This is a genomic window from Pseudomonas sp. PDM09, assembly GCF_014852305.1.
Lineage (GTDB): Bacteria > Pseudomonadota > Gammaproteobacteria > Pseudomonadales > Pseudomonadaceae > Aquipseudomonas.
In genome coordinates, this window is record NZ_JACVBI010000015.1 from 22,321 (window position 1) to 48,546 (window position 26,226).

Consider the following 26,226-nt stretch of genomic DNA (forward strand, 5'->3'; position numbering starts at 1 on the left):
GATGTTGTATGTATCGGATTACGCGCTTGATGCTGGCGCCGCTGGCTGTTTCCATCCTGATGGCGGCAGGCTGTGTGAACTATGCCGGGATCGATCATCAGGGCACCTTGTTGTCGGTTGACGATCTGCACGCCAAAACGCTGCAAGACACACTGCCGCCCGCCAACTGGCCTCGTGCCGACTGGTGGACATCGTTGGGTGACCCGCGACTGGGCGCCTTGATCGAAGAGGCCTATGCCAGCAACCCGGACCTGCAGGAAGTGTCCGCACGGGTCGCCAAGGCCAACGCGTACCTGGATTTGCGCGAGGCCGAGCGCTACCCCGAAGTCAATGCTTCGGCGGGCGTCACCCGTGCCCGGTTGTCCCGGTACGAGGACTACAGCGGGGAGGGTCGCAACTACGTCACCGCCCGATCCCTGGCGGTCAATTTCAACTACACCTTTGACCTGTGGGGTGGACAGCGGGCAGCCTGGGAGTCGGCTCTCAACAGTGCCATGGCGGCCGAAGTCGACCTGCAATCGTCGAGGCTGATTCTGACGGTCAACGTGGTCAAGGCTTACAACCAACTGGCCTATGCCTGGCAAGTGTCGGAGCTCAATCGGCGGGATCTAGCGCGGTTGAGCAAACTGGTGGAACTCTCGGATTCACGCTATGCCTCGGGGCTGGATAACCTGTCGCAGTTGAAGCAGGTGCAAAGCCTCAAGGCGCGCTCGGAATCGACCTTGATCGGTGCGCTGGATGACATCGAAATCGCCCGACTGCAGTTGTCGGCCCTGGTCGGCAAGGGCGTCGATCGCGCGCAAAGCATCGACCGTCCTTCGAGCCTGCAAGCCAGTGTGGTCGCGCTGCCCGCTCAGTTGCCGGCGCAATTGATTGGGCGTCGGCCAGACATCGTGGCGGCGCGCTGGCGGGTCGAAGCCGAGAACAAAAATATCGATGCGCTCAAGACCACGTTTTATCCCAACATCAACCTGGTGGCCTCGGCGGGAACTCACGCTTTGTCCGGGGATGCGTTGCTGGCCAGCGTCAGCACGTTCTGGAATATCGCACCGGCCGTTTCCCTGCCGATTTTCGATGCCGGGCGCTTGCGCTCCGACCTCAAGGCCGGCAATGCCGAACTGGACATTTCGATTGCTCACTACAACCAGGTGCTGACCTCGGCCCTGCATGAAGTGGCAATCTCGGTCACGCAACTGCGTTCTTTCGAGCAGCAGATTGCAGTGCAGCGCGATGCCTGTGCCATTGCCCAGTCGTCCTACGATCTTTCTCAGTCCCGGTATAAGGCAGGGGAGGATACGTTCCTGGACGCGTTAAACATCGAGCAACAGTTGATTCAGGACGAGATGCGCCTGGCCTTCCTCAACAGCAAGCATATCGACAGTTCGATTTCGTTGATGGCGGCCTTGGGCGGTGGCTTCCAGGAGCGCGAAGCGCAGTAAAAAACCAATGGGGATTGCAGGGTTCGAGGTGCTGTAGTGCACGGGGTGGTTATCGCGGGGGTGTACTTCTTGTGTATAGTTTTACTGTTCTCGTATAGACGAATCCTAGCAAGGCATCTCCCGCTTATCATCAAAGGTACCTACCTATGAACGTTGCAAATCACCCTAATCAGGACCAAATTTTATTAGAGAATGTTCTGTCCGCACTGAGTAGCCCATTGCGTCTGACTGTGTTGAAGGTGTTGGCCGATGGTCAGGAACACCCGTGCGGGCGTATTCTCAAGGGGGCGTCGAAATCGACAATGACGCATCACTGGCGGGTCCTGCGTGACAGCGGTCTGATTTGGCAACGGCCGTACGGTCGTGAAAACCTGCTATCGCTGCGCCGCGAGGATATGGACCAGCGTTTTCCTGGGCTGCTCGATTCATTACTCACCGCGGTCAAGTTCGATGAGCAAACCGTCGAAGTGATCAGCAAGCATGAAGTAAACGAAGACGCCGGGGCTTGAGTTGAGGCTTGCGTTGTAGCGCTACGCCGCAAGTGAAGGGCCAGCCCTTCACTGCAACCAAAGTGGTCATGAAACTCGACTCCTTGGGCTTTTTTTGCTCAACGAGCATGCATCGGGGAGCGTTCAAGGTCCCTCTAACGGGCAGTCTTTCCACGCGTTCTGCAGGCTCCGTTCGAACTCGACCAATTGCGCGTGTCGCTGTGTCAGCGCCGCAATCTGGTCGTTGATTTCCTGTTTCTTGTTGGTGATTGCCTGTTGCGCCTGAACCCATGACAACGGCTGACCGTTTTGGGAAGCGAAAGCCGCCTGCAATTCCTTGAGCTTGAAACCCAATTGTTGGGCGCACTTGATGAAGATCAGCAGGTCGACGCTTTGCTGGTCATAGACACGGTATTTCCCTTGCCGCCGAGCGGCAGGCAGCAAGCCGATCGACTCGTAATGGCGAATACTCTTGATCGTCGTGCCCGAGCGATGCGCGGCTTGGCCGATGTACATGAAAAGTCCTTTTTTTGCCGAGGGTAAGCCAGCCCCATTATCGGCAGACTCATCGGCTGGCGATAGCCTGGGCTTGCAGCAGCCAGGTTTCGCGCTGACCGGCGCTGGACCCCAGGACTGGCCCGAAGGTGAGCGTGCGCTGAGGTTGGATGCCGCAAAACGCCAGGGTGGTTTTGCGCATTTGATGCAGGCCGGGCATGCGGTAGATCCAGCGGTAGTACCAGGGTGGTGTGTCCATGGTCACGAGCAGATGCGCACTGCGGCCGTGCAGCAATTTGTCGGGAAAGGCTTTGCCTTCGCGATACTTGAAGGCGAAGCCCGGAAGCAACACCCGATCAAGAAATCCCTTGAGCAAGGCCGGTACGCCGCCCCACCAGATCGGGTAGACCAGGGTCAGGTGTTCAGCCCACAGAATGTCCGCCTGAGCACGGCGCAAGTCGGCTTCCAGCGGTTGCACGTGTTGGTAGCCTTCGCGCAGCACCGGGTCGAAGTCCATTTTGCCTAGAAACAACTGGCGCACCTCATGCCCGGCACGCAACGCCGATTGTGCGTAGCGTTCGGCAAGTGCGCCGCAGAAACTGTTGCTCGAAGGATGACCGAGAATCACCAGTATTCGTTTGCTCATCGTAACGGTCCCTGAAGATGAAACCTCAAGGGTAAAGTCTGCCCCTCAGGGGAGAGTCAAGGCATTCAGCAAGGCCTGGGCATAACCGGGCAGCACGGCGAAGTCCCGGGCGCACAGCAACAGTTTGCGTCGTGCCCATGGCTCTTTCAGTGCGATGCTTTTGAACGGTGTTTCAGTCGGCCAGCGTTCGACTGCCGCCAAAGGCACGATCGCCAGCCCGGCACCTCGGGCGACCATGCGCATCACGCCATCGAAGCCATCGGCACGGATGCGGATCTGCATCCGTAAACCACTGTGCAGGGCTTGTTCTTCCAGGTACACGGCCAAGGCGCTGTTGGCGTTCAGGCCGACGTAATCGTGGTGCAGGGTGGCGCTGAAACTTAACGGTCCAGTGTCGGCCAAGGGGTGATCGCAGGGCAGGATCAGCACCAGTGGGTCGTCACGGAAATAGCGAGTCTGAAGGCCCTCGGCATCCACGGCGTCGGACACAATGCCCAGGTCCGCCGCACCTTGACGCAAGGCGTGGGTAATGCGCGCGCTGGGCAGCTCTTGCAGGTCGATGTCGAGGTTCGGATGATCGCGCAGAAAGTCTGCCAGCAACTCCGGCAGGTACTCGGTGATCGCTGTGGTATTGCACAACAACCGTACCTGGCCTTTGACCCCTTTGGCGTATTCGGCCAGGTCCTGCTGCATGCGCTCGGCCTGTTGCAAAAGAACGCGGGCGTGCTGCGCCAGGGCCTTGCCGGCCGGAGTCGGGCTGACACCGCGGCGACCTCGCTCAAGAAACTCTATGCCCAGTGAAGCTTCCATGGCGCGGATTCGTGCACTCGCCGCCGCCAGCGACAGATGACTGCGGGCGGCACCGGCGGTGATGTTGCCGGTGTCGAGGATGTTCAGATAGAGGCGCAGGTCGGTGAGGTCGAAGTGCATTTGTCACAGCCTCAGGAGGTTTGTTGTCTGGGCGGATGCTTTCGCGAGCAAGCCCGCTCCCACAATGGATCTCGGGTGTTCCGACTTCTTGTGTCCGCATTCGATCTCTGTGGGAGCGGGCTTGCTCGCGAAAGCGCCGGCTGCACCAGCGAAGTCTTCTGCCTCTTGATCAGCAAGAGGCAGCCTCAGTATATGGCAGATTTTCAAGGCAACCTTCAGGGCTCACCATAGCCCCATGAATACACTCGCGGCGTTCTACCAGCATCTGGGTCTGGCCCTGTCCTTATTGGTTATCACCACCTTCCTGCTGGCCGGGATGATCAAAGGCGTGATCGGTCTCGGCCTGCCGACCATTGCCATGGGCTTGCTCGGTCTGGCTATGGCACCGTCGCAGGCTGCGGCGTTGCTGATTATTCCCGCTACCCTGACCAATGTCTGGCAACTGGCATTCGGCGGTCATTTGCGCAGGCTGCTGAACCGGTTGTGGCCGATGCTGCTGACAATTTTCATCGGCACGGGTGCCGGTACTCTGTGGATCGGCATGGCCGGCGGGCATTGGGTCGTGCGGGGGCTGGGGGCGGCATTGTTGATATACGCATTGAGCGGGTTGTTCCTGCCGACCTTGCGGGTCGCAGGTCGCACCGAGCGTTGGCTCGGTCCGCTGTGCGGTGTGCTGACGGGCATCATCACTTCGGCCACCGGGGTTTTCGTGATTCCGGCGGTGCCTTATTTGCAAGCGCTGGGCTTGAGCAAGGATGAACTGGTGCAGGCGCTGGGCCTGTCGTTCACCGTCTCGACCCTGGCGTTGGCCGCCGGGCTGTTATGGCGCGGCGCCCTCGGCGGAGGCGAGTTGAGTGCATCGCTGCTGGCGTTGATTCCGGCAGTGCTCGGCATGTTGCTGGGGCAATGGCTGCGCCAGCGGATCAGCGCCGTGTTGTTCAAGCGCGCGTTCTTCATCGGCCTCGGCATGCTCGGTGGCCACTTGCTGATCAGCGGCTAGCGGACGAAGTGCTGAGCATCTCGATCGGCCGGATATCGAAATCCCGTTCCAGAAACTCCATTCGTTGGTCGAGGAATTGCTTCATGTGCGGCAGGTTCGAGTGCGCATCCAGATGGGCCTGGGACTGCCAGATCTCGTAGAAGATAAACAGCGTCTGGTCCTGTTTGTCGCGCAGCATGTGGTACTCGATGCAACCGGGTTCGGCGCGACTCGGTTCGACATAAGCACGGAACAACGCTTCGAAGGCCGCAGATTTTTCCGGGCGGGTCTTGGCGTGCAGGATGAAGCCTTGCAGTTCGCTCATCAGGTTTTCCTTGAAAGTCAGAATCGGCACAAGCTTATGGCAACAATCGCCTGTTGATTCGTGCGTATTGGTCAAATGAATTTTGCTGAATGAGGGCTTATTCCACGCGAGGTCGATCACTACTCTGCCGCCATCGAATTTCAACTTTGCGAGATTTCTCCCATGAAAAAAGTCCTGTTGCTCAATGGCGGCAAAAAATTTGCCCACTCCGATGGTCGCTACAACACGACGCTGCACGAAGCGGCGCTGAGCGTGCTGGATCGCGGCGGTGTGGATGTAAAAGCCACGTTCATCGACGAGGGGTACGACGTCGCGGAGGAAGTCGCCAAATTCCTCTGGGCCGATGTGATCATTTATCAGATGCCCGGTTGGTGGATGGGCGCCCCCTGGACCGTCAAGAAGTACGTCGATGAAGTCTTCACCGAAGGCCACGGCAGCCTCTACGCCAGCGATGGCCGCACACGTTCCGACGCGTCGCAGAAGTACGGCAGTGGCGGTTTGTTGCACGGTAAAAAATACATGCTGTCGCTGACCTGGAACGCGCCGCAACAAGCCTTCGACGACCCGACCGATTTCTTCGAAGCCAAAGGCGTGGACGCGGTGTACTTCCCGTTCCACAAGGCGAACACCTTCCTCGGCATGACCGGTTTGCCGACCTTCCTGTGCGTTGATGTGATGAAGCGCCCGAATGTTGAAGCTGATGTGGCGCGTTATGAACAGCATTTGGCCGAGGTGTTTGGCTTACCGGCCTGAGTTTTCCGGCTAATATCCGTCGCAACGGCAGGAAAGATCGCAGCCTGCGGCAGCTCCTACAGAGGGTGTACACCCGAAGACTCGGGGCGGCGCGCAATCCTTGTAGGAGCTGCCGCAGGCTGCGATCTTGGCGATTCATGCCACGCCGATTAGCGAACGAGGACACACGTGAAAGCCAGATCCGATGAGTTGCAGATTTTCGTCTGCGTGATTGAGTGCGGGTCGATTTCAGCAGCTGCCGAACAGGTCGGGCAAACGCCGTCAGCGGTCAGCCGCACGCTGTCGCGACTGGAGGCCAAGCTCGACACCACGCTGATCAACCGCACCACGCGACGCATGGACCTGACCGAGGAGGGCAAGTACTTCTTCGAGCACGCCAAGCTGATTCTCGATCAAATGGACGAACTCGAAGAGCGCCTGTCCTCACGCCAGCAAACCCCCTCCGGGCATCTGCGAATCAATGCTGCCTCGCCATTCATGCTGCACGCCATCGTGCCGTACATCGATGAGTTCCGCCGTCTCTACCCGGACATCCAGCTCGAACTCAACAGCAATGACCTGATCATCGACCTGCTCGAACAAAGCACCGACATCGCCATCCGCATCGGCACGTTGGCCGATTCGACCCTGCACGCCCGCTCACTGGGTTGCAGCCCGCTACACATCGTCGCCAGCCCGGCGTATCTGGAACAACACGGCGTACCGGCCGCCGTTACCGACCTGGCCGAACATACGCTGCTTGGGTTTACCCACAACGAAGGCCTCAACCAATGGCCCTTGCGGTATGTCCACGGTGATCGCTGGCCGATCCAGGCGTCGATCAATGCGTCCAGCGGCGAGACGATCCGGCACCTGGCGCTGGCAGGGCAGGGCATCGCCTGCCTGTCGCACTTCATGACCATCGACGACATCCGCGCCGGTCACTTGCAGGTGCTGCTGGCGGAATTCAACAGTGGATATCGCCAGCCGATCAACGCGGTGTACTACCGCAACTCGCAACTTGCCCTACGGATTCAGTGCTTCCTGGACTTCATCCAGGGCAAATTGGCGGCTTATGCGATTGCGGATTTCAAGGGCTGATTCGTAGACCGCGTCATCGTTCTTCGCGAGCAAGCCCGCTCCCACAGTGGACTTGCGTCAATTCACGATAATGGGAGCGACACAGGGCCCATGTGGGAGCGGGCTTGCTCGCGAAAGCGTTTTCGGCAGCCCATTCACTGGTCGGCCCGCCCTCAATTCCGTAACATCCGCCCTCTCTTCTCCCGCCTGTATTTTTTAGGTAAGCCATGAAACCCAAACGTCTGCGCGCCGATGTCCTGGCCGGACTCACGACCTCTTTCGCACTGATGCCCGAATGCATCGCCTTCGCGCTGGTGGCCCATCTCAATCCATTGATGGGGCTGTACGGCGCTTTCATCATCTGCACCCTGACTGCGCTGTTTGGCGGACGGCCGGGGATGGTGTCCGGTGCCGCCGGATCGATGGCCGTGGTGATCGTCGCGCTGGTGGTGCAGCACGGCGTGCAATACCTGCTGGCGACGGTGCTGCTGGGCGGGTTGATCATGCTGGCGTTCGGTTTGTTGAGGCTGGGCAAACTGGTGCGCATGGTGCCGCACCCGGTGATGCTCGGCTTCGTCAACGGCCTGGCGATTGTCATTGCCCTGGCGCAGTTGGAGCATTTCAAGAGCGGTGACGGCTGGTTGAGTGGTGCGCCGCTGTACATGATGGTCGGGCTGGTGGCGCTGACGATGGCCATCGTTTATTTGATGCCGCGCCTGACGCGTGCCGTGCCACCGGCGCTGGTGGCGATTCTGGGTGTCGGGCTGGCAGTTTACCTGCTCGGCCTGCCGACTCGTACATTGGGTGACATGGCGCACATTGCCGGTGGCTTGCCGAGCTTCGCGCTACCAGACCTACCGTGGAACCTGGAAACCCTGCGCATTATCGCCCCTTACGCGATATTGATGGCGTTGGTCGGTCTGCTGGAAACCCTGCTGACCCTGAACCTGACCGACGAGATCACCGAGAGCCGTGGCTACCCGGATCGCGAGTGCGTGGCATTGGGCGCTGCCAACATGATTTCTGGTGCGTTCGGAGGCATGGGCGGGTGCGCCATGATCGGGCAAACCGTGATCAACCTCAGTTCCGGCGGTCGTGGTCGGCTGTCCGGTGCAGTGGCCGGGGTGATGGTTCTGTTGTTCGTGCTGTTCCTTTCGCCACTGATCGAACGCATCCCGCTGGCCGCACTGGTCGGGGTGATGTTCGTGGTATCGCAGCAGACCTTCGCCTGGGCTTCGTTGCGGGTGCTGAACAAGGTGCCGCTGAACGATGTCCTGGTGATCATCGCGGTGACGGTGATTACGGTGTTCACTGATCTGGCCATCGCCGTGTTGTGCGGGATCATCATTGCGGCGCTCAACTTTGCCTGGCAACAGGCTCGCGAGCTGTATGCCGACAGCTATCAGGAAAGCGACGGCAGCAAACTCTACCGTCTGCACGGCACACTGTTTTTCGCCTCTACCACGCCATTCCTCAATCAGTTCGACCCCGCCAACGACCCCGCGCAGGTGACCCTTGATTGTCGCCACCTGAGCTTCGTCGACTACTCGGCCATCGCTGCGCTGAAGACATTGCGCGAGCGCTACGCCAAGGCTGGCAAGCAGCTACGCGTGCTGCATTTGTCCGAGCGCTGCAAGAAACTGCTCAAACGCGCCAGCGAGCATCACGAGTGAAATCGATCAGTGATCGTTCCCATGCTCGTGTGGGAACGACTCACGACCTGCCATACCTCTGCCCGACGCCCGATAGCCCTCCACGAAAATTACTTTCATTGATCCATGTCTCGTGGTGGCACATTGCGATTAAAGAAAGCCGCTCCCAAGCCGAAGCGCTGACATCCAGCCCAGCTACACTCTGGGCCTTCTCAATCTGGGAGCAACTCCATGAGCTTGGGCAAAACCACCCCGATCCTGCGGATTTTCGATGAAACCAAGGCATTGGAGTTTTACGTCGAATTTCTGGGGTTCAAGATCGACTGGCAGCATCGCTTCGAAAAAAATTTCCCGCTGTACCTGCAAATCTCCCGTGGCGAATGTGTGCTGCACCTGTCCGAACATCACGGTGACAGTACACCGGGCTCGGCGTTGCGCATTGAGACCGATGAACTGGAGGTGTTCCAGCAGCAATTGTTGGCCAAGGAGTATCAGTTCGCCCGCCCGCAAATTCAGGCCATGCCCTGGGGGAGCCAGGACATGACCATCAGTGATCCGTTTGGCAATCGGTTGGTGTTTACCAATGCGATTAGTGTTTGATTGAGCGAGGTTAAGCGAGACCTGCCGATTTCCCGAGAGGCCTCGCCTGGCCAGTTTCAAACAAAAAACTTGCCTTGCGATTTGTTGTGTTCATTATGCCTGAACAGTAACTCCCGTCCTCTTTGTATCGTTGCGCGCGAGATGGCAATCTCACTTTGTATTGAGCTGCGGCTTATGAGGCTTGAGCTTTTTACGCCTATACGATCGGCCATTCGATCGATAATTCGCCCCAGTCTGCCTTTAACACCCGCGGCATAAAATTCATCCACACCCAGTTCGTCAAATGCTGCGTTGATGGCGTGAGCATCGTGCTCCAGAAAGTTGTCGAGTTGTATCAGCTCATTGTTCAAACGCTCGATTTTTTGTCCCGGCAGGCCGTCGAGGGCTTTGGTAGCTTGGGTCGACGATTCAAAGTTTGCAACCCACGGTCCTTTGACCCCAAGCACCATTGACAAAACGAGGTTGGCTGTTATCACCGACAGCTTTTTCTGTCCTATTGCGTTCCTCGGATTCAGGTCGTGCTGTAACTTTGCTTTCACGTCATAGGAAGCCGTCCGTGCTGTGTATTCTATGTCGTCAGGCTTTAGTCGACTGGTCTGGGGATATATGGCGACGGTTAGATGCTGTGTTGCATTGAATCTCTCGGCAAACGAGTCAATCATTAAAGAAGTGGCGACTGTCGCCCCCGCGATACCAGTTGGCCCGGTTGGTACGGCCAGCAGGCCCGCCCCCAATGCCATCACATACTTCACTGTGTTATAGACGAAACTTTGAAGCAGTCTTTTTCCGATGTCTCTTTTTCTCATGCTGTTGTAGAGCTGGTAGTTCAGCGTGCGAACCCTTTTGTTCACTTCGCTCAAAATGCCGGGATAGGCCCCTAGTTCTTCCTTGATGGCGGCGTCGTCTTTTTGAGTGCCGTGATGATCGATGTAACGCAGCGGATTATTCCCAACCATGCAATACAGGTTCAGCCCATCAGCCGCCCCGGTCGGATCTGGGCTGATCCAGCGTTGCAACCAGGGTGCGTAATACCGGTACCCGTAGTAATAAAGCCCACTGGCATCGCGTTCTTTTCCGGAATATCGAATGGTCCGGTAATCGGCTTCCACCCTCGAGCGAGACGCTGTCCATGCCGTTCCGCCAAATGGGAAGTAGCTCTCCTGACTGATCAAGTCAGCATTGCCATCAAGTTCCAGTGAACTGGAACCCAAATGGTCATCAAGGCTATAGCGCAGTTGATCTGCGGGAATACCTGAGGGCTGGCCTTCGGTCCAGTGCAGGCAACGAACGCTGCCACGACCGGCCTGCACCGTTATGACTTCCAGCCGCTCTTTCCCTCGGGTACGGATTTCGATGCCCGGTAAATAACGGACCTCTCGGGTGTGAGTGATCGATGCACCTTGGGTGGTGGTCGTTTTGCGAAGACGCTGACCACTGCCGTCATAGTCGTAACGTTCATGGTCGTCAGGGCCATCCTCACGCTTGACCAGCACCACGCGGGTAAGTTGATTGTGTGCATTCCATTGCAGCGACTGGCCCGATTGCAAGTCTTGCAGATTGCCGTTGTCATCAAAGGTTGTCGCAGTGCCGGGCAATTCAGAGCCCTGGCGCCATGACACCAGACGATTACTGAGATTTGCCACGTTAAAAGTTCGGGTGTAATTGTTGCGATCCCGCACATGGCGCAGTTCGGTCAGGTTACCGCCAGCGTCGTATGTGTAGTGTTGGGTGAAATTGAACAGTTGCCGGGTATCGATGGGTGTAATGCCTAGCGCAGGAATATGGGGGGCAGTGGTTGTTCCTGCCGCCTCTCTTCCGGTTGCACTGCTCAATTGGTAGAGGCTGTCATAGGTGAATGTGCTGACGGCTTCGACTCTCTGGTTACTGCCAAACTGCACGGGCTGAGCTTTGTCCTCGATTTGCGTCACATTACCCACCGCGTCATAGCTGTAGTGCAGCGACTGCAAGGTGCGGTTTGATACGGAGGCAGTCATCGAGGTCAATCGACCGCTGGCGGGATCGAACACCGCGCGGCTCATGACGTTGTTGCCTGCGGTCTGTGATTCAACCTGGCCGAAGGCGTTGTAAACGAGATCCTTCACCAGGGTATTTTCGATTTCGGTATCTTTGAGTTTCAGGCTCACGGTTTTGAGTCGGCCTGCAACATCAAAGGAAAAGCGCTGCTGGTGTTGACCGGCATCCACCTGCCGGATGACCTCGCCCGTTGCGTCGTAGTGCCATTGCGTTTTGTAGCCATCACCCGTTTCTCGTAAGAGGTTTCGGCTGTGTTCCTCTGCTGGCCAGTCTAAAGTTTCGGCACTCGACAAAAAGTGGCGTGTCTGACACGAAGGTTTTCCGCCAAGCGAGTATTCGTCGATAAGCAGGGTGCCTGCTTCGTCGTCGTGGCGAATCAACAAGCCACATCGATTGAGTGCGGCCGAATCTTTCGAGTTGTCGCCGTAACTGAAGCGTTCGATGATGCGTGCCGGCTGTCCTGGTGACTCTTCCTGGATCGTGATTGGCCGTAGTTGATCATCGAAGGTCGTTCGCCAATGATTGCCTCGCTGGTCCCAGTTGCGAAGTGTCTGTCCGGCGTCCCCCGGCAGGTTCAGTCGCCACCCGGCGTCAACGCTGTCTACCCGCAGTGGTCTGCCGGACAGGCTGTAGAGGGTCGTCAGATTGGCCTTCTGCGTTTCGGCAAACAGTCGCGGATCCCACTGTGCAATTAGGCGTCCGGCAGTATCGTACTGCTGACGGGTAATGCGCGCCTGCGCAGCCTTGGCTGCGTCGCTACGCCAATAAGCGACATGCCGGACCGTCAGGTCTCGGCTGTCGACTACGTTGATCGTCGGTGTCTTGCAGTGAAGGCGTGCGCTCATGCCTCACCTCCGATTGTCGGGAGTCGTTCGGACGTGACCTCTTCCAGGGTATCGTTCTCGTCCTCGTCCAGGGTGTACCAGGGGTGGCGGGTTTGCCTCCGCATATAGGAAAGGCCATTTTGTCTTGCCAGACGTGTACGCGTAAGGCGCCCCAACGCATCGTAAAACTGCAGATCGCAATGGCCGAACTGTCGCAAGGACACATCGTTGATGTAATCATGCTGATCGGCGAAATAAGGGCGGTAGGTCCGGATCGCCAATCCCTTGTTGTTGTATTCCACCCGTTCGCTGATACGCCAGCGCTTTGCTGCGGTCAGCTCCTTCGGTGTTCCGTCCTCGAGGGTCAGTTCTCCCTTGGCGTTGACGACGTAGGCCGTACCCGATTCGACTTGTTGCTTACTTTGCAGTGTTCGTCCGAAGCCATCGCAGCAGGTGACGGTAATGCGGATTTGTCTCTGGTTGTCATCGGGGTAGCGATCAGCGACCAGGGTGGCGATGTGTATCGGCTCACGGGCCGAGGTTGCGAGTTCGGTTGCCAGTTTCGCTTCATCGGCCAAGAGTGTTTTAAGGCCTGCCAGGCGCCTGCGGACTGAAGCGCAGATGTATCCGGTGGGCAGCACATCACCGTTGGCCACGCAGCGCATCAGCCAGTCGCGGTCCTTCAGAGCTGCGTCCGAGACGCGCCCCATCCAGCTAAATGGCGCGTAGTAGATGGCATTGGCGGCGTCCAGCAAAGCACCCTTTGCATTGTTGATCGCTTCGGTCGGGCTGGTGAACTCCGGACGTTTGTATTGAGCGATAGGTTTGAAACCTATGAGCGTATTGCTCTTGTTGCTGTAAATGCTGGTGGCCAGCACTTGGCCGAAACCATCATAGAGCCCTTCTTGAATGTTCCCGTTAGGGTCAGTGATGCACCGGGGCTGGAGTGAGCGGTAATCGTAGGTAGCCTTGGTGACACAACCATCGGGCAGTTTGAGCGCAGTGATGAGACAGTGATAGTTGTCGTAACTGACCTCGGTCACACCATGGCTTTTGCTCAACCGCAGGGTCTGTATCTTGTAAAAACCCTTCAGTGCGGCGTAGGTCGAGAAACCGCTTTTGACTGACCAGAGTTTTCCGGGAGACGTGGCTACGGGAAGGAAATCGTTCATACGGTGATAGCCACTTCGCTCGAGCAGTCTTCCCTTGGGGCGAGCCGCTTGCGACAACACGTCGAAGGCTTTCAGGGCTGTTTCGTCCAACTCGGCGGTTTCCAGATGGTCAGCCAGGGCTTCGAAGTGGGCGACTCCGTCCGGCAGGGTTTCTGCGGTTGAGGTGTTTTTGTAGCGTTGCACGGACAGTCCGGTGAGGACGTGTTGGGTCGTCCAGGCGGTTTGTTTGACGAGTTCGATGAGCTTTTCGTAAGTCATATCCTTTGTGGTCAGCCCTTCGGCCGCGGGTGCCTTGGGTCGCTTCAACGCATTGGTACGCTGGCGATAAGGCAGACCCAGCCGCCATCCTTGGGCGCTATCCAGATGAATGAATTCGGCAAGGCTTTCGTTCAGGTAGTAGAACTGTTGTGCCGGATCATGAGCATCGCGCCACCATTGTTGCTGGTCGGCATCGCTGAACGGCGGGGTATCTCTGCCGGTTTTACGTCGGGCGTAATGGACGTTCACGCTGTGGGTCAGTGTGCCGAACAGGTCGTGCTGCAGATTGAAGGTGTGCCGGCATTGCGGATCATCGGTGATGTCTTCGTACTGATAATGGATGGACTCCAGAAGCAGTGGCAACATCCGGGCATAGCGTCGATTACCCTCAGGTGCTTGTAGCAAACGTACCCGATAGCGGTTTTCCTGAACCGAATAAAGCGTTCTGGTCTTCAGGCGTTTATCGACTCCGAAGATCTCGCTGCGCAGTAAGTGACCGCTCAGGGCGCGGGCCATTTCGAGGGTTGTTTCCGTGTCTGGGGACGTGATGCGTGTGTCGTTCTTCAGCTCCGGCTGGTATTGGCAAAGCAGTGCCTTGTCCAGCGCTTCGGCTTCTTTGTCAGCATGGTGATAATCGGTACGAGGCAGATCCACTGCTTGCCCGGTGTGGAACCAGCTCTTTGTCTGGCATGGCGTGGTGAAACCTTGCGAATCGGCATCATCGGGGTTGGTTTCAGTGTCGGTTTGCAGCAACAGGCCGAAGCCGCGAAATTCCCGCTCGATGCCGTCGTAGTAGCCTTGGCGGTAAGAGAAACTCTGAGTCAGACGATTGCCGGTAATCTCGTCGAGTTGGGTCTGTTTCGATACCAGATGCAGGGCCATAGGCTCATGACAGGTGCGGGGCTTGTCGGCTTTGATTCTCTCCGCTTTTTCATCCAGCCATTCCTGCGCCGAGCTGCGGTAGCTGATGCTGCCGGCAGCACCCATATTGTTATTGGTGCGGGTGAGTAAATACGGTTTTGCTCTGACGAAGTCGTAGCGCCAATGACGGGGTGTCATGTGTGGCACGCTCAGAATCAGGCTGGAACAGCCGAGTCCTTGCAAGTCGGCGATGCTCACCTGGCAGAAACGGTCGTAGCGCACACCTTCCGGCCACGGCAGAGCCACTGAAGGGGCGAAACCATTGCCGCTGCGGTTCATGAAGATCCGCGCCTGATCCGCTTCCAGATAAATCAGGTCGGCGGCGCCAGAGCCGTCCAGGTCCGCCAGACGGATTCGCGAGGCGTCGAATGTTTCGTATGCAAGGCCAGGAGAGCCCAGCACGATGCCTTTACCGAAGCGTCCACGACCCAAGTTTGGCCAGCACTTCACCTCGTTGTGACGAATACGTATCAGGTGTTGTTGACCACTGCCCAGGATATCGCTGAAGGCCACCAGTTCGGAGGACGAAGAGGTGAGTACAGGAAGGGCGTCTTCATCCTCTTTACGAGTCACTTCGCGGGCGGTTGCAAAACCGTTCTGCCGTTGATTGGCGTACAGGCGAACACTGCGTGGGCCTATCAGCGTCAGATCGCTGAGCCCTTTGCCCATCAGATCGGCCAGCTGTCCTTGCGGATTGAAAAACTCCACGGGGAAGGCATTGAACGTGGCGAAATCCGACCACTGCCGGTCGGGGCCGAGGGAGAAAAAACCACTCAAGCCCGGCTGAGCAATGATCCAGTCCAGCCGACCATCGCCCGTGAGGTCGCTCAATGACTGGCGCACAGGTTTTGCAGTGTCGGCAACGGGAATGTTGGGTAACGCTCGCCACTGATCGTAAGCCACTTCATTGCATTTGGCTCTGGCTCGCACGGGTTCGCGGTAATACCAGCCTGCGCCACTTCGATAGAGCACGCCCGGTAGGCCCTCGCCGTACAAGTCCACCAGTTGATATCCTTGGCCGTCGTTGAGCCCCGGCATGTTCTGAAAGCGCTGCCAGGCGTGGGTATCAGGCAGGAGCTTGAACTCGATGTAGCTGAATTCAACTGGGGGACGGTTATCGGCGGTTGCCGAGTTGCCAAATGCTTGGTCATGGGCCGCGCTCAGATGGTGGTAACCCAGAGGCGTCTGGCGGTAATCGAGCAGCAGGCGTCGGACCAGAGCGGGGGCGGTGCCCAACTCATCAGGAAAGCGGTGAAACATCAGAATCTGGCGACACAGGCGTTCGGTACGTAATTCAAAACCGTAGGCGAAACTGGAAAACGCGTCGCTACGGGTTTGCCACTGTTGGCCTTCATATAGAGGTTTGTGTTCGTACTCGGTACTCCGTTCGCCGTAGTCGAATACCAACTCGAAATGCCATTGCACAGGCTTCAGCCGATCTGCTTGCCATAAGTAAAGGTTTGCATCGGCCTTGAAGTTGCCGTAACTCACATGGCTCAAGTAACGCTGGGCCTTGGCGCCATCGCGGTCATCTTCTGCCTTGTACTGGTAAAGGATGTGCTCGCCGTGTGGGTTCAGACTCTCCTCTAGCAACCATTCGCCTACACGGCTCGTGTCCTGAGGATCGGCACGACGCGATGCCGGATTTTTTCCGTACAGATGAAGGCTGCCATCGGCACCGTGCACCAACCAAAAACCCGGTTTGTCGCCCTCCGAGGACCAATGTTCAATCCGGTCGAAGCTGCTTTCGATTCTCGGGAAGTGGCGCACAACAGTATAGGTTGTACCCAGTTCCAGCCCGTTGTAACGATCGACGCGGGTTGAGGTGATGACGCCCTTTTGATCGCGCTCGGGCAGCCACACAACACCGCTGGGGCCGACAATTTCGTCATCCTTGGCATAGGCTGGTACACCCTTGCTGGTGCGTCGCGCAACAGTGGGCAATGACACCCCCCAGCCGATGCCAAACATACTGTTGCCGACCGAACTGCCGTAGCTGAGTGACAAGGAGGGTGCAAAGCCGCGACCTGGCGAAATCGGCAAGGTAATCTCATAAGAAGCCGCGCCGTGGGCGCCGATGACGCCCCAGCCTTTGCCAATGCTTTGGATGGCGCCGCCACCTTTGGGTAGTGACGGCGCGATAACAGGCAATGCTGTTTGCTCACTCATTACGCATCCCCCACTCTGGCCGTGTAGCTCACATGCACGATGATGTCGGTGAGCGATTCGAGCATGGACTTTTGTGCTGTGTGATGGGGAAACGACAGGTGCCATTTTGAAACCGCACCGGTAAATTCAAAGGGCAGGTAGCGTTCGTCTTGAAAGTTCAACGTGAAAAGGCCGTTGTCGTCGATACCGCTGGAAAGAGCGATCCGCTGGTTGGCCCGCTGGCTAGCCATGACCTGCTTCCCTGCACCTGGCATGACAACCTGGCTGCTGGTCTGGGTCAGAATGGCGCGGATGTCTTCATAGGGGCCCAGGACTGCCGGCAGGGAGAGGCTGATACTTTTGATCCGGCGCAGATGGTGTCCCGGATAGTCGTTATCAAACAATGTCTGGGTGAGCTCGAATTCGCATGTGCCCCTGTCCACCAGGGTTGACTTGAAACCTTTGACGGTCGGCGTGCCCGCGACGCCGGGTATGTCCTCCCAGGGCTTATTGATAGAGGGTGCGATCCCGGTGCTGCCCCTGTCCTTCTCTGCCTTTTCCTTCAGCTGTCGTAATGACACGGTCTTGCGAATCTCCAGCTCGCGTTCATTCCCCAAAAGATAGGCACTTTTCATCTTTAGCAAGCTCACCTTCATTCCCTCGCCAGGTCCGAGCCCGCGATAAGTGCTGTTCCAGGTCTGGGGTTGAAAGAATGGCTGCGTGGAAAGGTCGACCATTTCGTAGCGCCAACACAGTTCGGTGAACTGGCACAGCGATAACGTGGCGTCATACACCAGGTGATAGAAGCTGGAGAGCTGGTAGGTGAACCATTGGTAAAGTTGTGAGTGGGTAAAACGCTTGCTAAGGAAGTCGTAAGAGGTTTTGGCTTGTGTGAGTGACGTTTGAGTCTGGCGTAGCAGCAACAGGGAGGCGGTCTCCCGCTCGGCTTCAAGCGCCAGTTGTGCATCGAGCTGCGCGATTTCGAGCTTTGCCTGATCACGAGCCTGGGTCCACTCCTGATGGCGCCGGCGGTATTGCGCCGCCCGTTCGAGGGCCTCGCCGGTGCCATGGGCGGCGACAGCTGCGCCTTGAGCCCCGGCCATCACTGCAAAGGGAACCCCTTCGAGACGATGGCCGCCGTCGGCCAGACCAAAAATGTTGGGGGCGACCTTCAGGCCCTGAGCCACCAATTGAGCTGCGTGAGCGCCTGCTTCGGCTATACGTCCGGCCAGATGCGCGGCGGTAGCAGCGACCTCCTCTGGATTGACTACCTCGTTGACCAGCCCACTGTAGTAATCCCTCCGCGCTTCGATGATGGCCTTACTGGCAAGCAGGGCTTCCTTGTTTTTTTGGTCGACCTTCAACGCCTGGGTCTGCAGGTCCACGGCCATGTTCGCCAAATCCCAGACCTGATGCTGTTGAAGCTCCTGAAAGCTGGCCTGCTCGCTGCGTTCGATGAATGACAGCAGCGTTGCACTGAACTGAATCACCGTATCTACCGCAACCATGGCGTGGGCATGCAGCGAGCTGAAGCGGTAAGGCGGGATTTCCGCACTCGGGCGCAGGTCAATTCCGGGCTCTGCCGCGCGTTGAGGCGTGGAAGCGGGCAGGCTGCCTGATGGCGTGGGCACCACGAACAGAGGGAGCCTCAAGGGTCTGCCAGCCATGTCGAGATTGTGTCTGAGGTTATGCAGACGGCTTTCCAGTTTTTCCCAGCGTGCGATCAGCACCGGATTGAACGGTAAACGCAAATGAGGTGTGTCAATCGTATGCACCGAGGGGGGCGATGCATAGGGGCGCACACACAATTGGGGTACCACTTTGGAGGAGGTGTGTACGTGTGTTTTATTTGTGCCGAGTTTTTTTTCAAAAATGCGCAGTATCGAGTTGGTCTCTTCACTGAAGTTTTTCAGCGTGACGGCGGTCCAGAGGTCGGTCTGTTTGAGATCCGGGCGAGGTCCCATCAAGTCCAGTGCACGGATGTAACATAGCTTCGCTTCCGTCAACCCATCGACGGTTAACGTGCGGTACGCAGTGTCACCGCGGTTGAGCAGAATATCGATATAGAGCGTGTACAAGGCTTTGCGAAAGTGCACCGGATGGCTGAGTGCAATTTGATGCGGGTCTTGCGGGCCCTGGATGGCATAGGTGGCTTGACCGGGTGCTGGAATGGTGGCGCTGATCAACGGCACCGTATTCCAGTAGTCGGGGTTCATGCTCGCGACCTTTTTGCGGCCGGGGTTGAACAGATAATGCAGCCAGCGTTCGGCTTCGCCGTATTGGCGCTCAGTATTGAAACGGTGCGCTACCAGCCATGGCAGGTACAAGAACAGCTCGACAAAGTAGCGTCCATACGCACCGTAGAAATCCATTGGTTCTATCGCATCTCCTTCTTTTAAAGAGGGCTCCGGCAAGTGCTGGGAATCCCAGCTCAGCAACTCGTCCATACTCGTTTCGGCACGCTGGATCAGATGTTTGGCGAAGGTGATGTTCATTCGGATGGGCAGGCGCGATTGCCCGGTATCGATGTCGCTCTGCTCGATGGATGAGTCTGAAAAGTCAATGAACTCGGCGGTGCCTGAAGCACTGTCGCGTCGGGAAATGATACTGGGTGGTGTCAGATTGTCGCTGGAAGAAGACTGTCTGAATTGGAGTCTCACTTTCCTCTCGTGAGTAGGCAGGAAGAGTGATGTCCATTTTTCGAATTCTGTACTGAGTCGCTCGATGAACTTTTCAGCGTCATGTTGTTTATTTTGTTTTTCGGGCAGCCCGTTGAGAGAAACTGTTGGTTTGATATCAGTATCTTTGTCGATATGAGCCGACATCCAAAGCAGGTTCTGTCGCCCCTCGGACGCCCCGCCGACATAGAGCGATATAAGCAGGGATTCGGGAGCGTGCGACTTATCATGGACGGCAATGGTATGTATGTTTTTCTTGAGCTGGGTAAGGTCCTGATTGTGCAGGGCAACATTGGACCCGTAACCCTGTAGGCAAGTCTGCGGCGTGCTCCAACTCTCATCATATTTTTTATAGCAAAGGTTCAAACGAAACAGTGGGTTGATCCTTGCCACCTCTTGCCCTGACGGTCGGTTTACCGCCGTCTTGTCCTGGAAGATGCATTCGGCCCAAATCACATACAGGCGATTGTTGAACATGACCGGTCGAATCGTTTGTTCGATGGCGCTTTCGGAAATCGGCAGGTTGGCGCGTTTCCAGTCCGACCAGGCCTGTGGTTCCGGCTTGTCATATTTTTTTGGGGTGGAACCCGGTTGTGACGGGCGTTGAGCCATGTCCAGCGAGCGCCAGTAATAGGTATTGGCGTTACGGGATTTGGCTATGAAGTAATAGGTGCTGTTGGCGAAGTCGGTGCCGTCGATGTAACCGTTCAGTGTGGTCAGATTGGCCACTTCTTCGAGTCTTGTCAGATACGCCAGTACCGCCGTTTGCACCGACTCGCCGGTGAGTTGGTTCTGATTGATGTCGTTTTCCAGTTGTTGAAAACTGTCGGTACTGGTCTTGCGAAGGGTCGGGTCCAGATAGACCGCAGGGAAATAGTGCACACGCTGGTTGATTGCCCAGCTCGAATAGAGATGCATCACGGAGCGCCAGGTCTCGACCTGATCTTTGGGGATGTCTGCGGTGTGGTACCCCGGTTCCATGTTGGTCAGAATACTGTTGATGTATTGCTGCAGGCTTGCGGTGGCGCAGGCTACCGGGCTGGTTGGCACGTCCTGGCTGACCAGCATATCGAGTAGCCAATAGTGGTAGAGGTCGTTGGCGGTTTTCAGATGCTCCGCGATTTTCAGCGACTTCAGTGTCTGGTCTTCCGGCACGATGGCTGAAAGATAAAGCGCGAGCTGTGCATCACGCAGGCTTTCGTTGAGTTGTTTTTCAATAGCAACGGACATGTTCATTCCTTAAGCATGTAACGGAATCAGTGGCTGACAGCCATGGCGGCTTCGCCGACTTTTTTCCAGGTGTCAGTCGGGCTTTGGTTGTTCAGGGCTGCAGCATTGAGCAGGGAGGCGGCACTCAGCTCCGTAGTTTTGCAGGCTGCGTGGCAACGCATGACCCAATCCACGTCCTTCATCGTCCGGGCCTCCTGGTGATCCAGCTTCGCGGTCAGCGTTGTAACTTCAGCCGGAGTCCAGTTCAGCAGCCTGGCCAGAAAGCTGTTGATTGCCTCCTTGGGAGCGCCCGAATGGGCGGTTTCCAAATAGTTCAGAAGACTTTCTTCGGAGTGCTGGTGGGTGCTCTGGCAATGGTTGAATCGATCCAGCAGATACAAGCTGCTCAGTGTCAGTTCTAACCGCGAGGACGGGGTTTCCAGCCAGTCGGGGTGTTTCAGGAACAGGCGTAGGGCCCTGTTGCCGAGACTCAGTTGAACGGCTGCTTCGGCATGGCGCAGGACCGGGAGTAAGGTCTCGGGGAGCTCGACCAGGTGTGTGTCATGTAACGCGGTGGTCAGGATCTGGTAAACCGAGGTGTTAGCCCATAACAGCACGCCTTTTGTGCAGTTCATGGGCAATTGGGAGGTTTCTTGCAGAAACTTCTCTACCAGATGCAGCTGTCGGTCATGGGCAAGCAGTAGAAGGCCTTTGAGTTTCCTTTTGCTGTCCTGCTTGAGCTGTTCGTTTTTGCTGAAGTCTGCGTCCAGTTTCTGTGCATTAATGAGCTGGTCCAGGGCAGCGTCCAGTTTTGTCGGCACATCCTCCTCAATGTCCGGTGCAAAGTTTTTTACCAGCCCTTTGTCGTCGAGCAGCGTTTCAGCCAGCGCATGTCGCCAGTTGATGTTTGGCAGCAGCGACAGCATTGTCAGCTCTTGTGGCGTGACCGCATTGTCGATCACATCGCGGTGTAGTTTGCTGAGGTGCTGCTGCAAGTCGCGAAACCTGTGAGCGTCGCCGCTCAAGGGGCCGAGAAGACGTCCCAACTGGGGGATGGTGTAGACGGATTCGTTGATCCAATGGGTCAGCCAGTCCATTTGCATCAGCACATCAAGCAGGTTGATGGACTCATCTTCCGCCACTGTCACCGTCGTCCTGGTGTAGACAGTCGACTGCATATTTGTATTACGTGGGTAACGTATAAGACTCGTGATGGTGGGCGTGCCACGCCCCAATTCATCAAGTGCGCCGTCGGTTAGTGTTATTGGAGCATCTTCCAGAGATATTTCTGTATCGGCGGCAGCGGTAGGGAACTGGCTGATTGTGATGCTGGGCAAGTCTGCGGTGGAGCCGGTGAATCGGATTAAAAGCTCATTGCTGGTGTCTGGGGAGGCGAACCATGAAGTATTGGTTTTCAGTGTTGACCCCGGCAAAAGCAGGGGGGGATTCGCTGGGTTTAATGGATCGGGTAGATGAAAGCGTGCAACGACCTCAACTTTTTCCGCTCCCCGGTTGGCCGTTATTCGGAGGGTTCGAATGTCAGCCTTTCCATTTGCCAGGCATCTGGTAACGCTTTCACCCCCCAGCAAGTCCGCCAGCGTTGCACTGTCGGCGATCGAAAGACCGAACAGGCGGGCTACCCGCGCTTGCCTGTAGATCGAAGACAGGGTGGGTAAATCACACTTCAGCGCACCCACATATCTCTCAGTGTTCTGGACGATCAGTAACAACGAGTTCTGTGTCAGGGGCAGACCAAGGCTGGCGCTCAAATGCTGAAGGATGGTGTGCGAAGCCGGGTCCGAGTCGTCTGCAGAGAATGCTCGTTCATCGAGTACAAGTGGTGTCTCGAAGACTCTGGCCCGATTGAATACCTGATCGAACAAGGGGGCGTTATCACCACATGCATAAGGGGCCAATTGGTAAAGCAACGCCCCGAACTCTTCGGCTTCTATCGAGTATCGGCGGTTTAAATGACGATAAACCCCCAGGCAGCGCACCGTATAGGTGTCGAGTTGCATAAGCGTGTTGCGTGGAACCTGGGATTCAAAAGTGCTGACGATCAGGGTGTCCAGATTGGCGAACGGAATATCGAGCCAGCGTTGCAAGCGGATCATCCGGTGCAGACGTTCGAGTCTGTCGTCTGTTGCCTCTGTGATTAATTTATGTGTGTCGTTTTTTTCGAGCTTCATGCTGCTGGCAATGCCACTACCAGCAGGGAAAGGGCCGTTTACATAACGGGCGCCATAGGGGCCAGAGCTTTGCGTGGGTGTTGGGTAAGACGGTGATTTGCGGGGGGTATGTTTGCCTTGTGAAAGCAGTGCTTCTACTTGCTCTGCCTTGAGTTCGGTACGCTCCAGAAAGGTGTTCACGTTGTTCAGGGGGGAGGGCGTTTCGGTGCCATAGATACTTTTCCAATAGGCATTTTTCTTGAGCTCATCCTGAATCGTGAAAGGGGGTTGTGTCAGCAGTGCCTGCTGTTCAGGCCCCAGCCCGGACAACAGTAGCTGAGCCTCAAGAGTAGAGGATGTCAGTGCCTGGCCGTACTGCTTGTCGACTGTTTGTGAGGTCGGAAGACGGGTACTGATGAGGTAGTTCAGCTCACCCAGCGCTGATTTTTTTCCACCGAGGCCCAACAGGCATTGATGATGGAAAATCTCGTAGGGAAGAGCGAAGGGGTAACGCCGTTGAGCTAATACCTCATAGGTCGATTTTCCTTGGTCTGAGGTGTTCTGCAGCGCCTGCTGAATATTTTTGTTGAGTATGTCATTGACGATCTCGAGCATGGGCTGTGCTGTGAAGGTGTTTTGCTGGTCGATCCATAGCCCGGCGAGATCCGGTCGACGCTTTTCCAGCAGTATTCGGTTGGCTCTTTCACCTGCTGATTGCGAGGTGCTGGTTTCCAGTTGTTTGGCGAACAGATACAGCGCCCTGAGATAGGCGACAGGCGAATCGATGGCGGCGATCGAATCGACCTTGCAGGCGTCGTCCCAGTTCTCCTGGAACAGATTGGTGTAGGTCGGCCCCTGTTTCTCAACAGCACGAATGCCGTGTGGGTGCCACTGGTGCTGAGCTTTTCCGTCTGAAGTCTGCTGCTCCCGATACAGGTGGCTGATCTGGGCTGCGAGGCATTTGACGTTGTCGTAGAGCGTTTTTGTGTCAATGCTGGACGCGTGATCTTTGAGCGCGCTGTTTTGGATTGCAGTACTGAAGCGATCCTTGAATTCGGCTTCGGTGAGCCGAGTGATATCGAACACTGAGGTGAGATTCAGCGTGTCTTTAAAAAACGTTTCAAGTGCTGCTTTTGTTTGCTCGGTGCCGTAGGCCCCGATCAGTGACTTGAGTAAGGGATTGCCGTCCATGCCGATGAGCCTCCTTTGATAGAGCTGACGACACTACGATGTGGCATGAGGACGCGCTGTCAGCCGCTCCATGGAGCAGGGGCCGGAACTTTCGCTGCTTGGCAGGGGAAGGGGGAGGGGAAGCTGTAGGATTTTGAAACACGGTATGACCGGACGTCCCCGTGATCCCCGCCAGTACCAGCTCTGACGGGGCAGGGGCGCAGGCGTTACACCCGGAAGTGACTCACCATCATCTGCAACTGATTACCCAACCTCGCCAGCTCAACACTGGATGCAGCGGTTTCGTCGCTGGCGGCGGCAGTCTGTTCGGACACGTCGCGTACGTTGATGATGCTGCGGCTGATCTCTTCGGCCACGGCGCTTTGTTGCTCCGCAGCGGCAGCGATCTGTTGGTTCATCGACTGGATGTTGGACACCGTTCGGGTGATGTTTTCCAGTGACACGCCGGCCTTGCGGGTCAGCGCCACACTGCTGTCGGTCAGGGCGCGGCTGTTGTTCATCACCACCGACACTTGTTGGGTGCCGTTCTGCAGGCCGGCCACCAGGCCTTCGATTTCCTCGGTGGATTTCTGTGTGCGCTGGGCCAGGCCGCGAACTTCGTCGGCCACCACGGCAAAACCACGACCGGCTTCACCGGCACGAGCTGCTTCGATGGCGGCGTTGAGGGCCAGCAGATTGGTCTGTTCGGCCACGGCCTTGATCACGTCCATGACGCTGCCGATCTTGTCGCTTTCCTGCTGCAGCACGCTCATGGCTTCGGTGGAGCGCGCCACTTCGCTGGCCAGGCGTTCGATCTGGGCGATGGCTTCGTTGACCACTTTATCGCCTTCGCGCGCTTCACCATCAGCGGCGGCTGCGGCCTGGGACGCTTCTTCAGCGTTGCGCGCAACTTCCTGCACCGTGGCAGTCATCTCGTGCATGGCGGTGGCCACTTGATCGGTTTCGATTTTCTGGCTGTTGACCCCGGCGCTGGTTTGCTCGGTCACGGCAGACAATTCTTCGGCAGCGCTGGCGATCTGGGTGACGCCATCGCGGATACCGCTGATCAAATCGCGCAGGGTCACGCCCATGCGTGCGATGCCTTGCTGCAGCACGCCGAGTTCGTCGCGGCGGGTCACTTTGACGTCCTGGGACAGGTCGCCGCTGGCGATGCGCTCGACCACGGCCAGGGTATCGCGCAACGGGCCGGTGATCTGACGGGTGATGATTACGGCGGCGATGACCCCCACCAGCAAGGCCAGCAAGGTGCTGATCAGTTGCAGCGTGCGGGCCTGGGCGCTTTCGGCGTCGCGGCGGTCGAGCTGGATCTGATACAGGTGGTCACTCAGGCTCACGATGGTGGCACCCTGTTCGGTCATTTCCTTGCGCGCCTGCACTGCATCGGTGTTGGCGGCTTTATACGCTTGCAAGGCGCTGCGGTAGTTGCTCAGCGCGGTTTCCAGCTGGCGCAGCGCATCTTGCTGGGTCTCGGCGAAATGCACATTGAGCTGTTTCAGGCTGGCGATGGCCGTGTCCAGTTGGGCGACGGCTTTTTGCTCGGTCTCGGCGTTGGTGTTAGCCGTGTAACCACGCACTTCGTAGCGAGCCAGGATGAACGCTTCCTTGGCCGCGGTGATGGCCTGGAACTGTTCGAAGCGTTGGTCGCTCAGGGGCATTTGCTGCACGCCGGTGCTGATCGCTTCGATCAACGTTTTGGCGGTTTCAGCATTGGCGCCCATGGCGTCGCGGGCGCTGTTACCGGTGCGGTAGGCGCTGCGCATTTTGTTCAGGGATATCTGGTAAGCGCTGATGGTCGCGCTCTGCTCTTTGAGCAACTTGACGTTTTCCGGGCTCTTGAAACTCGACAGCAACGCTTGTTGCTGAGCGACGAAGCCGTCGAGGGTGGTCTGCACATTCTGTGCGGCGGTTTCGTCGCCGTTGGTCAGCATGTATTGCAGGCGAACCACACGCAGTTTGGTCAGGCCGGCGTTGAGCTGAGTGATGTCGCTCATCCAGTTGCTGCGGTCAATCAACCCGCCCAGGCTCGTCCAGCCGGTCAGGGCGAGGACGCAGGTCAGTGCCAGGACCAGGCCGAATCCCAGGCCCAGTTTCAGGTTCACGCTGATATTACCGAACCAGCTATTCATCAATATTCCTCCAGGAACGTTGTGCTTCTTGATCGTCGGTTGGCTGGAAGATTGTTGTTTTAAGAGCCAGCAAGGGGGTTAGCAGGTCTGTATCGGCAGCAATCCCGGGAGCTGAAAGGTTTTTGTTGGAC

At 57.1% G+C, this 26,226-nt stretch carries 16 protein-coding genes and 1 pseudogene; 7 read left to right on the forward strand and 10 right to left on the reverse strand.

Annotated features, from left to right (window positions below; translation table 11 throughout):
• Nucleotides 1-8: 8 nt before the first annotated feature.
• Both IB250_RS27855 and IB250_RS27860 read left to right on the forward strand, forming a co-directional pair.
• Nucleotides 9-1,439: an efflux transporter outer membrane subunit gene (locus IB250_RS27855; protein WP_192346861.1), complete on the forward strand. Its 1,431-nt coding sequence runs from the start codon at nucleotides 9-11 to the stop codon at nucleotides 1,437-1,439.
• A 146-nt stretch (nucleotides 1,440-1,585) separates the two neighbouring features.
• Entirely contained in the window at nucleotides 1,586-1,948 is a 363-nt protein-coding gene (locus IB250_RS27860) for an ArsR/SmtB family transcription factor (protein ID WP_192346863.1), read from the forward strand.
• A 123-nt stretch (nucleotides 1,949-2,071) separates the two neighbouring features.
• On the opposite strand, the gene IB250_RS27865 is transcribed toward IB250_RS27860, so the two are convergent.
• From IB250_RS27865 to IB250_RS27875, 3 genes are read right to left on the reverse strand one after another with little or no spacing between them, the layout of a single operon-like run.
• Nucleotides 2,072-2,443 carry a MerR family transcriptional regulator gene (locus tag IB250_RS27865; RefSeq protein ID WP_052965737.1) on the reverse strand — a complete coding sequence of 124 codons (372 nt, stop codon included), beginning with the start codon at nucleotides 2,441-2,443 and terminating at the stop codon, nucleotides 2,072-2,074.
• Between the two features lie 49 nt (nucleotides 2,444-2,492).
• On the reverse strand, nucleotides 2,493-3,068 hold the full coding sequence (locus IB250_RS27870) for an NAD(P)H-dependent oxidoreductase (protein ID WP_192346865.1): 576 nt from the start codon (nucleotides 3,066-3,068) through the stop codon (nucleotides 2,493-2,495).
• Nucleotides 3,069-3,113: 45 nt separating this feature from the next.
• A complete protein-coding gene (locus tag IB250_RS27875) occupies nucleotides 3,114-3,998 on the reverse strand; it encodes a LysR substrate-binding domain-containing protein (protein WP_192346867.1) in 885 nt (294 codons plus the stop codon).
• A gap of 235 nt (nucleotides 3,999-4,233) precedes the next feature.
• Between IB250_RS27875 and IB250_RS27880 the strand changes: the two genes are divergently transcribed.
• A complete protein-coding gene (locus IB250_RS27880; RefSeq protein ID WP_192346868.1) occupies nucleotides 4,234-4,998 on the forward strand; it encodes a sulfite exporter TauE/SafE family protein in 765 nt (254 codons plus the stop codon).
• Here the strand turns inward: IB250_RS27880 and IB250_RS27885 are convergent.
• A complete protein-coding gene (locus IB250_RS27885; protein ID WP_192346869.1) occupies nucleotides 4,988-5,302 on the reverse strand; it encodes a putative quinol monooxygenase in 315 nt (104 codons plus the stop codon). The genes IB250_RS27880 and IB250_RS27885 overlap by 11 nt on opposite strands.
• Nucleotides 5,303-5,464: 162 nt before the next feature.
• On the opposite strand from IB250_RS27885, the gene IB250_RS27890 reads away from it, so the two are divergent.
• From IB250_RS27890 to IB250_RS27905, 4 genes are all read left to right on the forward strand, one after another.
• Nucleotides 5,465-6,055 (forward strand): NAD(P)H-dependent oxidoreductase, encoded by a 591-nt coding sequence (locus IB250_RS27890; protein WP_192346871.1) that lies wholly within the window; start codon nucleotides 5,465-5,467, stop codon nucleotides 6,053-6,055.
• Nucleotides 6,056-6,223: 168 nt separating this feature from the next.
• On the forward strand, nucleotides 6,224-7,135 hold the full coding sequence (locus IB250_RS27895) for a LysR substrate-binding domain-containing protein (protein ID WP_192346873.1): 912 nt from the start codon (nucleotides 6,224-6,226) through the stop codon (nucleotides 7,133-7,135).
• Between the two features lie 206 nt (nucleotides 7,136-7,341).
• Complete coding sequence (locus IB250_RS27900) at nucleotides 7,342-8,787, forward strand: SulP family inorganic anion transporter (protein WP_192346875.1); 1,446 nt, start codon at nucleotides 7,342-7,344, stop codon at nucleotides 8,785-8,787.
• A 210-nt stretch (nucleotides 8,788-8,997) separates the two neighbouring features.
• On the forward strand, nucleotides 8,998-9,366 hold the full coding sequence (locus IB250_RS27905) for a glyoxalase superfamily protein (RefSeq protein ID WP_192346878.1): 369 nt from the start codon (nucleotides 8,998-9,000) through the stop codon (nucleotides 9,364-9,366).
• 56 nt (nucleotides 9,367-9,422) lie between these two features.
• Here IB250_RS27905 and IB250_RS27910 read toward each other — a convergent pair whose 3' ends face one another.
• The 6 genes and pseudogenes from IB250_RS27910 to IB250_RS29175 form a co-directional block, all read right to left on the reverse strand.
• Nucleotides 9,423-12,245 carry an RHS repeat domain-containing protein gene (locus tag IB250_RS27910; RefSeq protein ID WP_192346880.1) on the reverse strand — a complete coding sequence of 941 codons (2,823 nt, stop codon included), beginning with the start codon at nucleotides 12,243-12,245 and terminating at the stop codon, nucleotides 9,423-9,425.
• Complete coding sequence (locus IB250_RS27915; RefSeq protein ID WP_192346882.1) at nucleotides 12,242-16,744, reverse strand: SpvB/TcaC N-terminal domain-containing protein; 4,503 nt, start codon at nucleotides 16,742-16,744, stop codon at nucleotides 12,242-12,244. Before IB250_RS27915 ends, IB250_RS27910 begins: the two co-directional genes overlap by 4 nt.
• Nucleotides 16,744-20,631, reverse strand: a complete 3,888-nt coding sequence (locus IB250_RS27920; protein ID WP_192346884.1) for a neuraminidase-like domain-containing protein — start codon at nucleotides 20,629-20,631, stop codon at nucleotides 16,744-16,746. The genes IB250_RS27915 and IB250_RS27920 overlap by 1 nt, the downstream gene beginning before the upstream one ends.
• 26 nt (nucleotides 20,632-20,657) lie before the next feature.
• Entirely contained in the window at nucleotides 20,658-23,969 is a 3,312-nt protein-coding gene (locus IB250_RS27925; RefSeq protein ID WP_192346886.1) for a Tc toxin subunit A, read from the reverse strand.
• 206 nt (nucleotides 23,970-24,175) lie between these two features.
• On the reverse strand, nucleotides 24,176-25,039 hold the full coding sequence (locus tag IB250_RS29170; protein WP_404943041.1) for a methyl-accepting chemotaxis protein: 864 nt from the start codon (nucleotides 25,037-25,039) through the stop codon (nucleotides 24,176-24,178).
• A 42-nt stretch (nucleotides 25,040-25,081) separates the two neighbouring features.
• Nucleotides 25,082-26,095, reverse strand: a pseudogene (locus IB250_RS29175) (methyl-accepting chemotaxis protein); the annotation flags it as partial.
• Between the last annotated feature and the right edge of the window lie 131 nt (nucleotides 26,096-26,226).

What these genes read in the sequence shown, in the direction of transcription:
- IB250_RS27905 (WP_192346878.1), top strand. Translation starts at nt 8,998, where the DNA reads ATGAGCTTGGGCAAAACCACCCCGATCCTGCGGATTTTCGATGAAACC.
- IB250_RS27875 (WP_192346867.1), bottom strand. Translation starts at nt 3,998, where the DNA reads ATGCACTTCGACCTCACCGACCTGCGCCTCTATCTGAACATCCTCGAC.
- IB250_RS27880 (WP_192346868.1), top strand. Translation starts at nt 4,234, where the DNA reads ATGAATACACTCGCGGCGTTCTACCAGCATCTGGGTCTGGCCCTGTCC.
- IB250_RS27865 (WP_052965737.1), bottom strand. Translation starts at nt 2,443, where the DNA reads ATGTACATCGGCCAAGCCGCGCATCGCTCGGGCACGACGATCAAGAGT.
- IB250_RS27920 (WP_192346884.1), bottom strand. Translation starts at nt 20,631, where the DNA reads ATGTCCGTTGCTATTGAAAAACAACTCAACGAAAGCCTGCGTGATGCA.
- IB250_RS27915 (WP_192346882.1), bottom strand. Translation starts at nt 16,744, where the DNA reads ATGAGTGAGCAAACAGCATTGCCTGTTATCGCGCCGTCACTACCCAAA.
- IB250_RS27855 (WP_192346861.1), top strand. Translation starts at nt 9, where the DNA reads ATGTATCGGATTACGCGCTTGATGCTGGCGCCGCTGGCTGTTTCCATC.
- IB250_RS27925 (WP_192346886.1), bottom strand. Translation starts at nt 23,969, where the DNA reads ATGGACGGCAATCCCTTACTCAAGTCACTGATCGGGGCCTACGGCACC.
- IB250_RS27860 (WP_192346863.1), top strand. Translation starts at nt 1,586, where the DNA reads ATGAACGTTGCAAATCACCCTAATCAGGACCAAATTTTATTAGAGAAT.
- IB250_RS27885 (WP_192346869.1), bottom strand. Translation starts at nt 5,302, where the DNA reads ATGAGCGAACTGCAAGGCTTCATCCTGCACGCCAAGACCCGCCCGGAA.
- IB250_RS29170 (WP_404943041.1), bottom strand. Translation starts at nt 25,039, where the DNA reads ATGGGCGTGACCCTGCGCGATTTGATCAGCGGTATCCGCGATGGCGTC.
- IB250_RS27870 (WP_192346865.1), bottom strand. Translation starts at nt 3,068, where the DNA reads ATGAGCAAACGAATACTGGTGATTCTCGGTCATCCTTCGAGCAACAGT.
- IB250_RS27900 (WP_192346875.1), top strand. Translation starts at nt 7,342, where the DNA reads ATGAAACCCAAACGTCTGCGCGCCGATGTCCTGGCCGGACTCACGACC.
- IB250_RS27910 (WP_192346880.1), bottom strand. Translation starts at nt 12,245, where the DNA reads ATGAGCGCACGCCTTCACTGCAAGACACCGACGATCAACGTAGTCGAC.
- IB250_RS27890 (WP_192346871.1), top strand. Translation starts at nt 5,465, where the DNA reads ATGAAAAAAGTCCTGTTGCTCAATGGCGGCAAAAAATTTGCCCACTCC.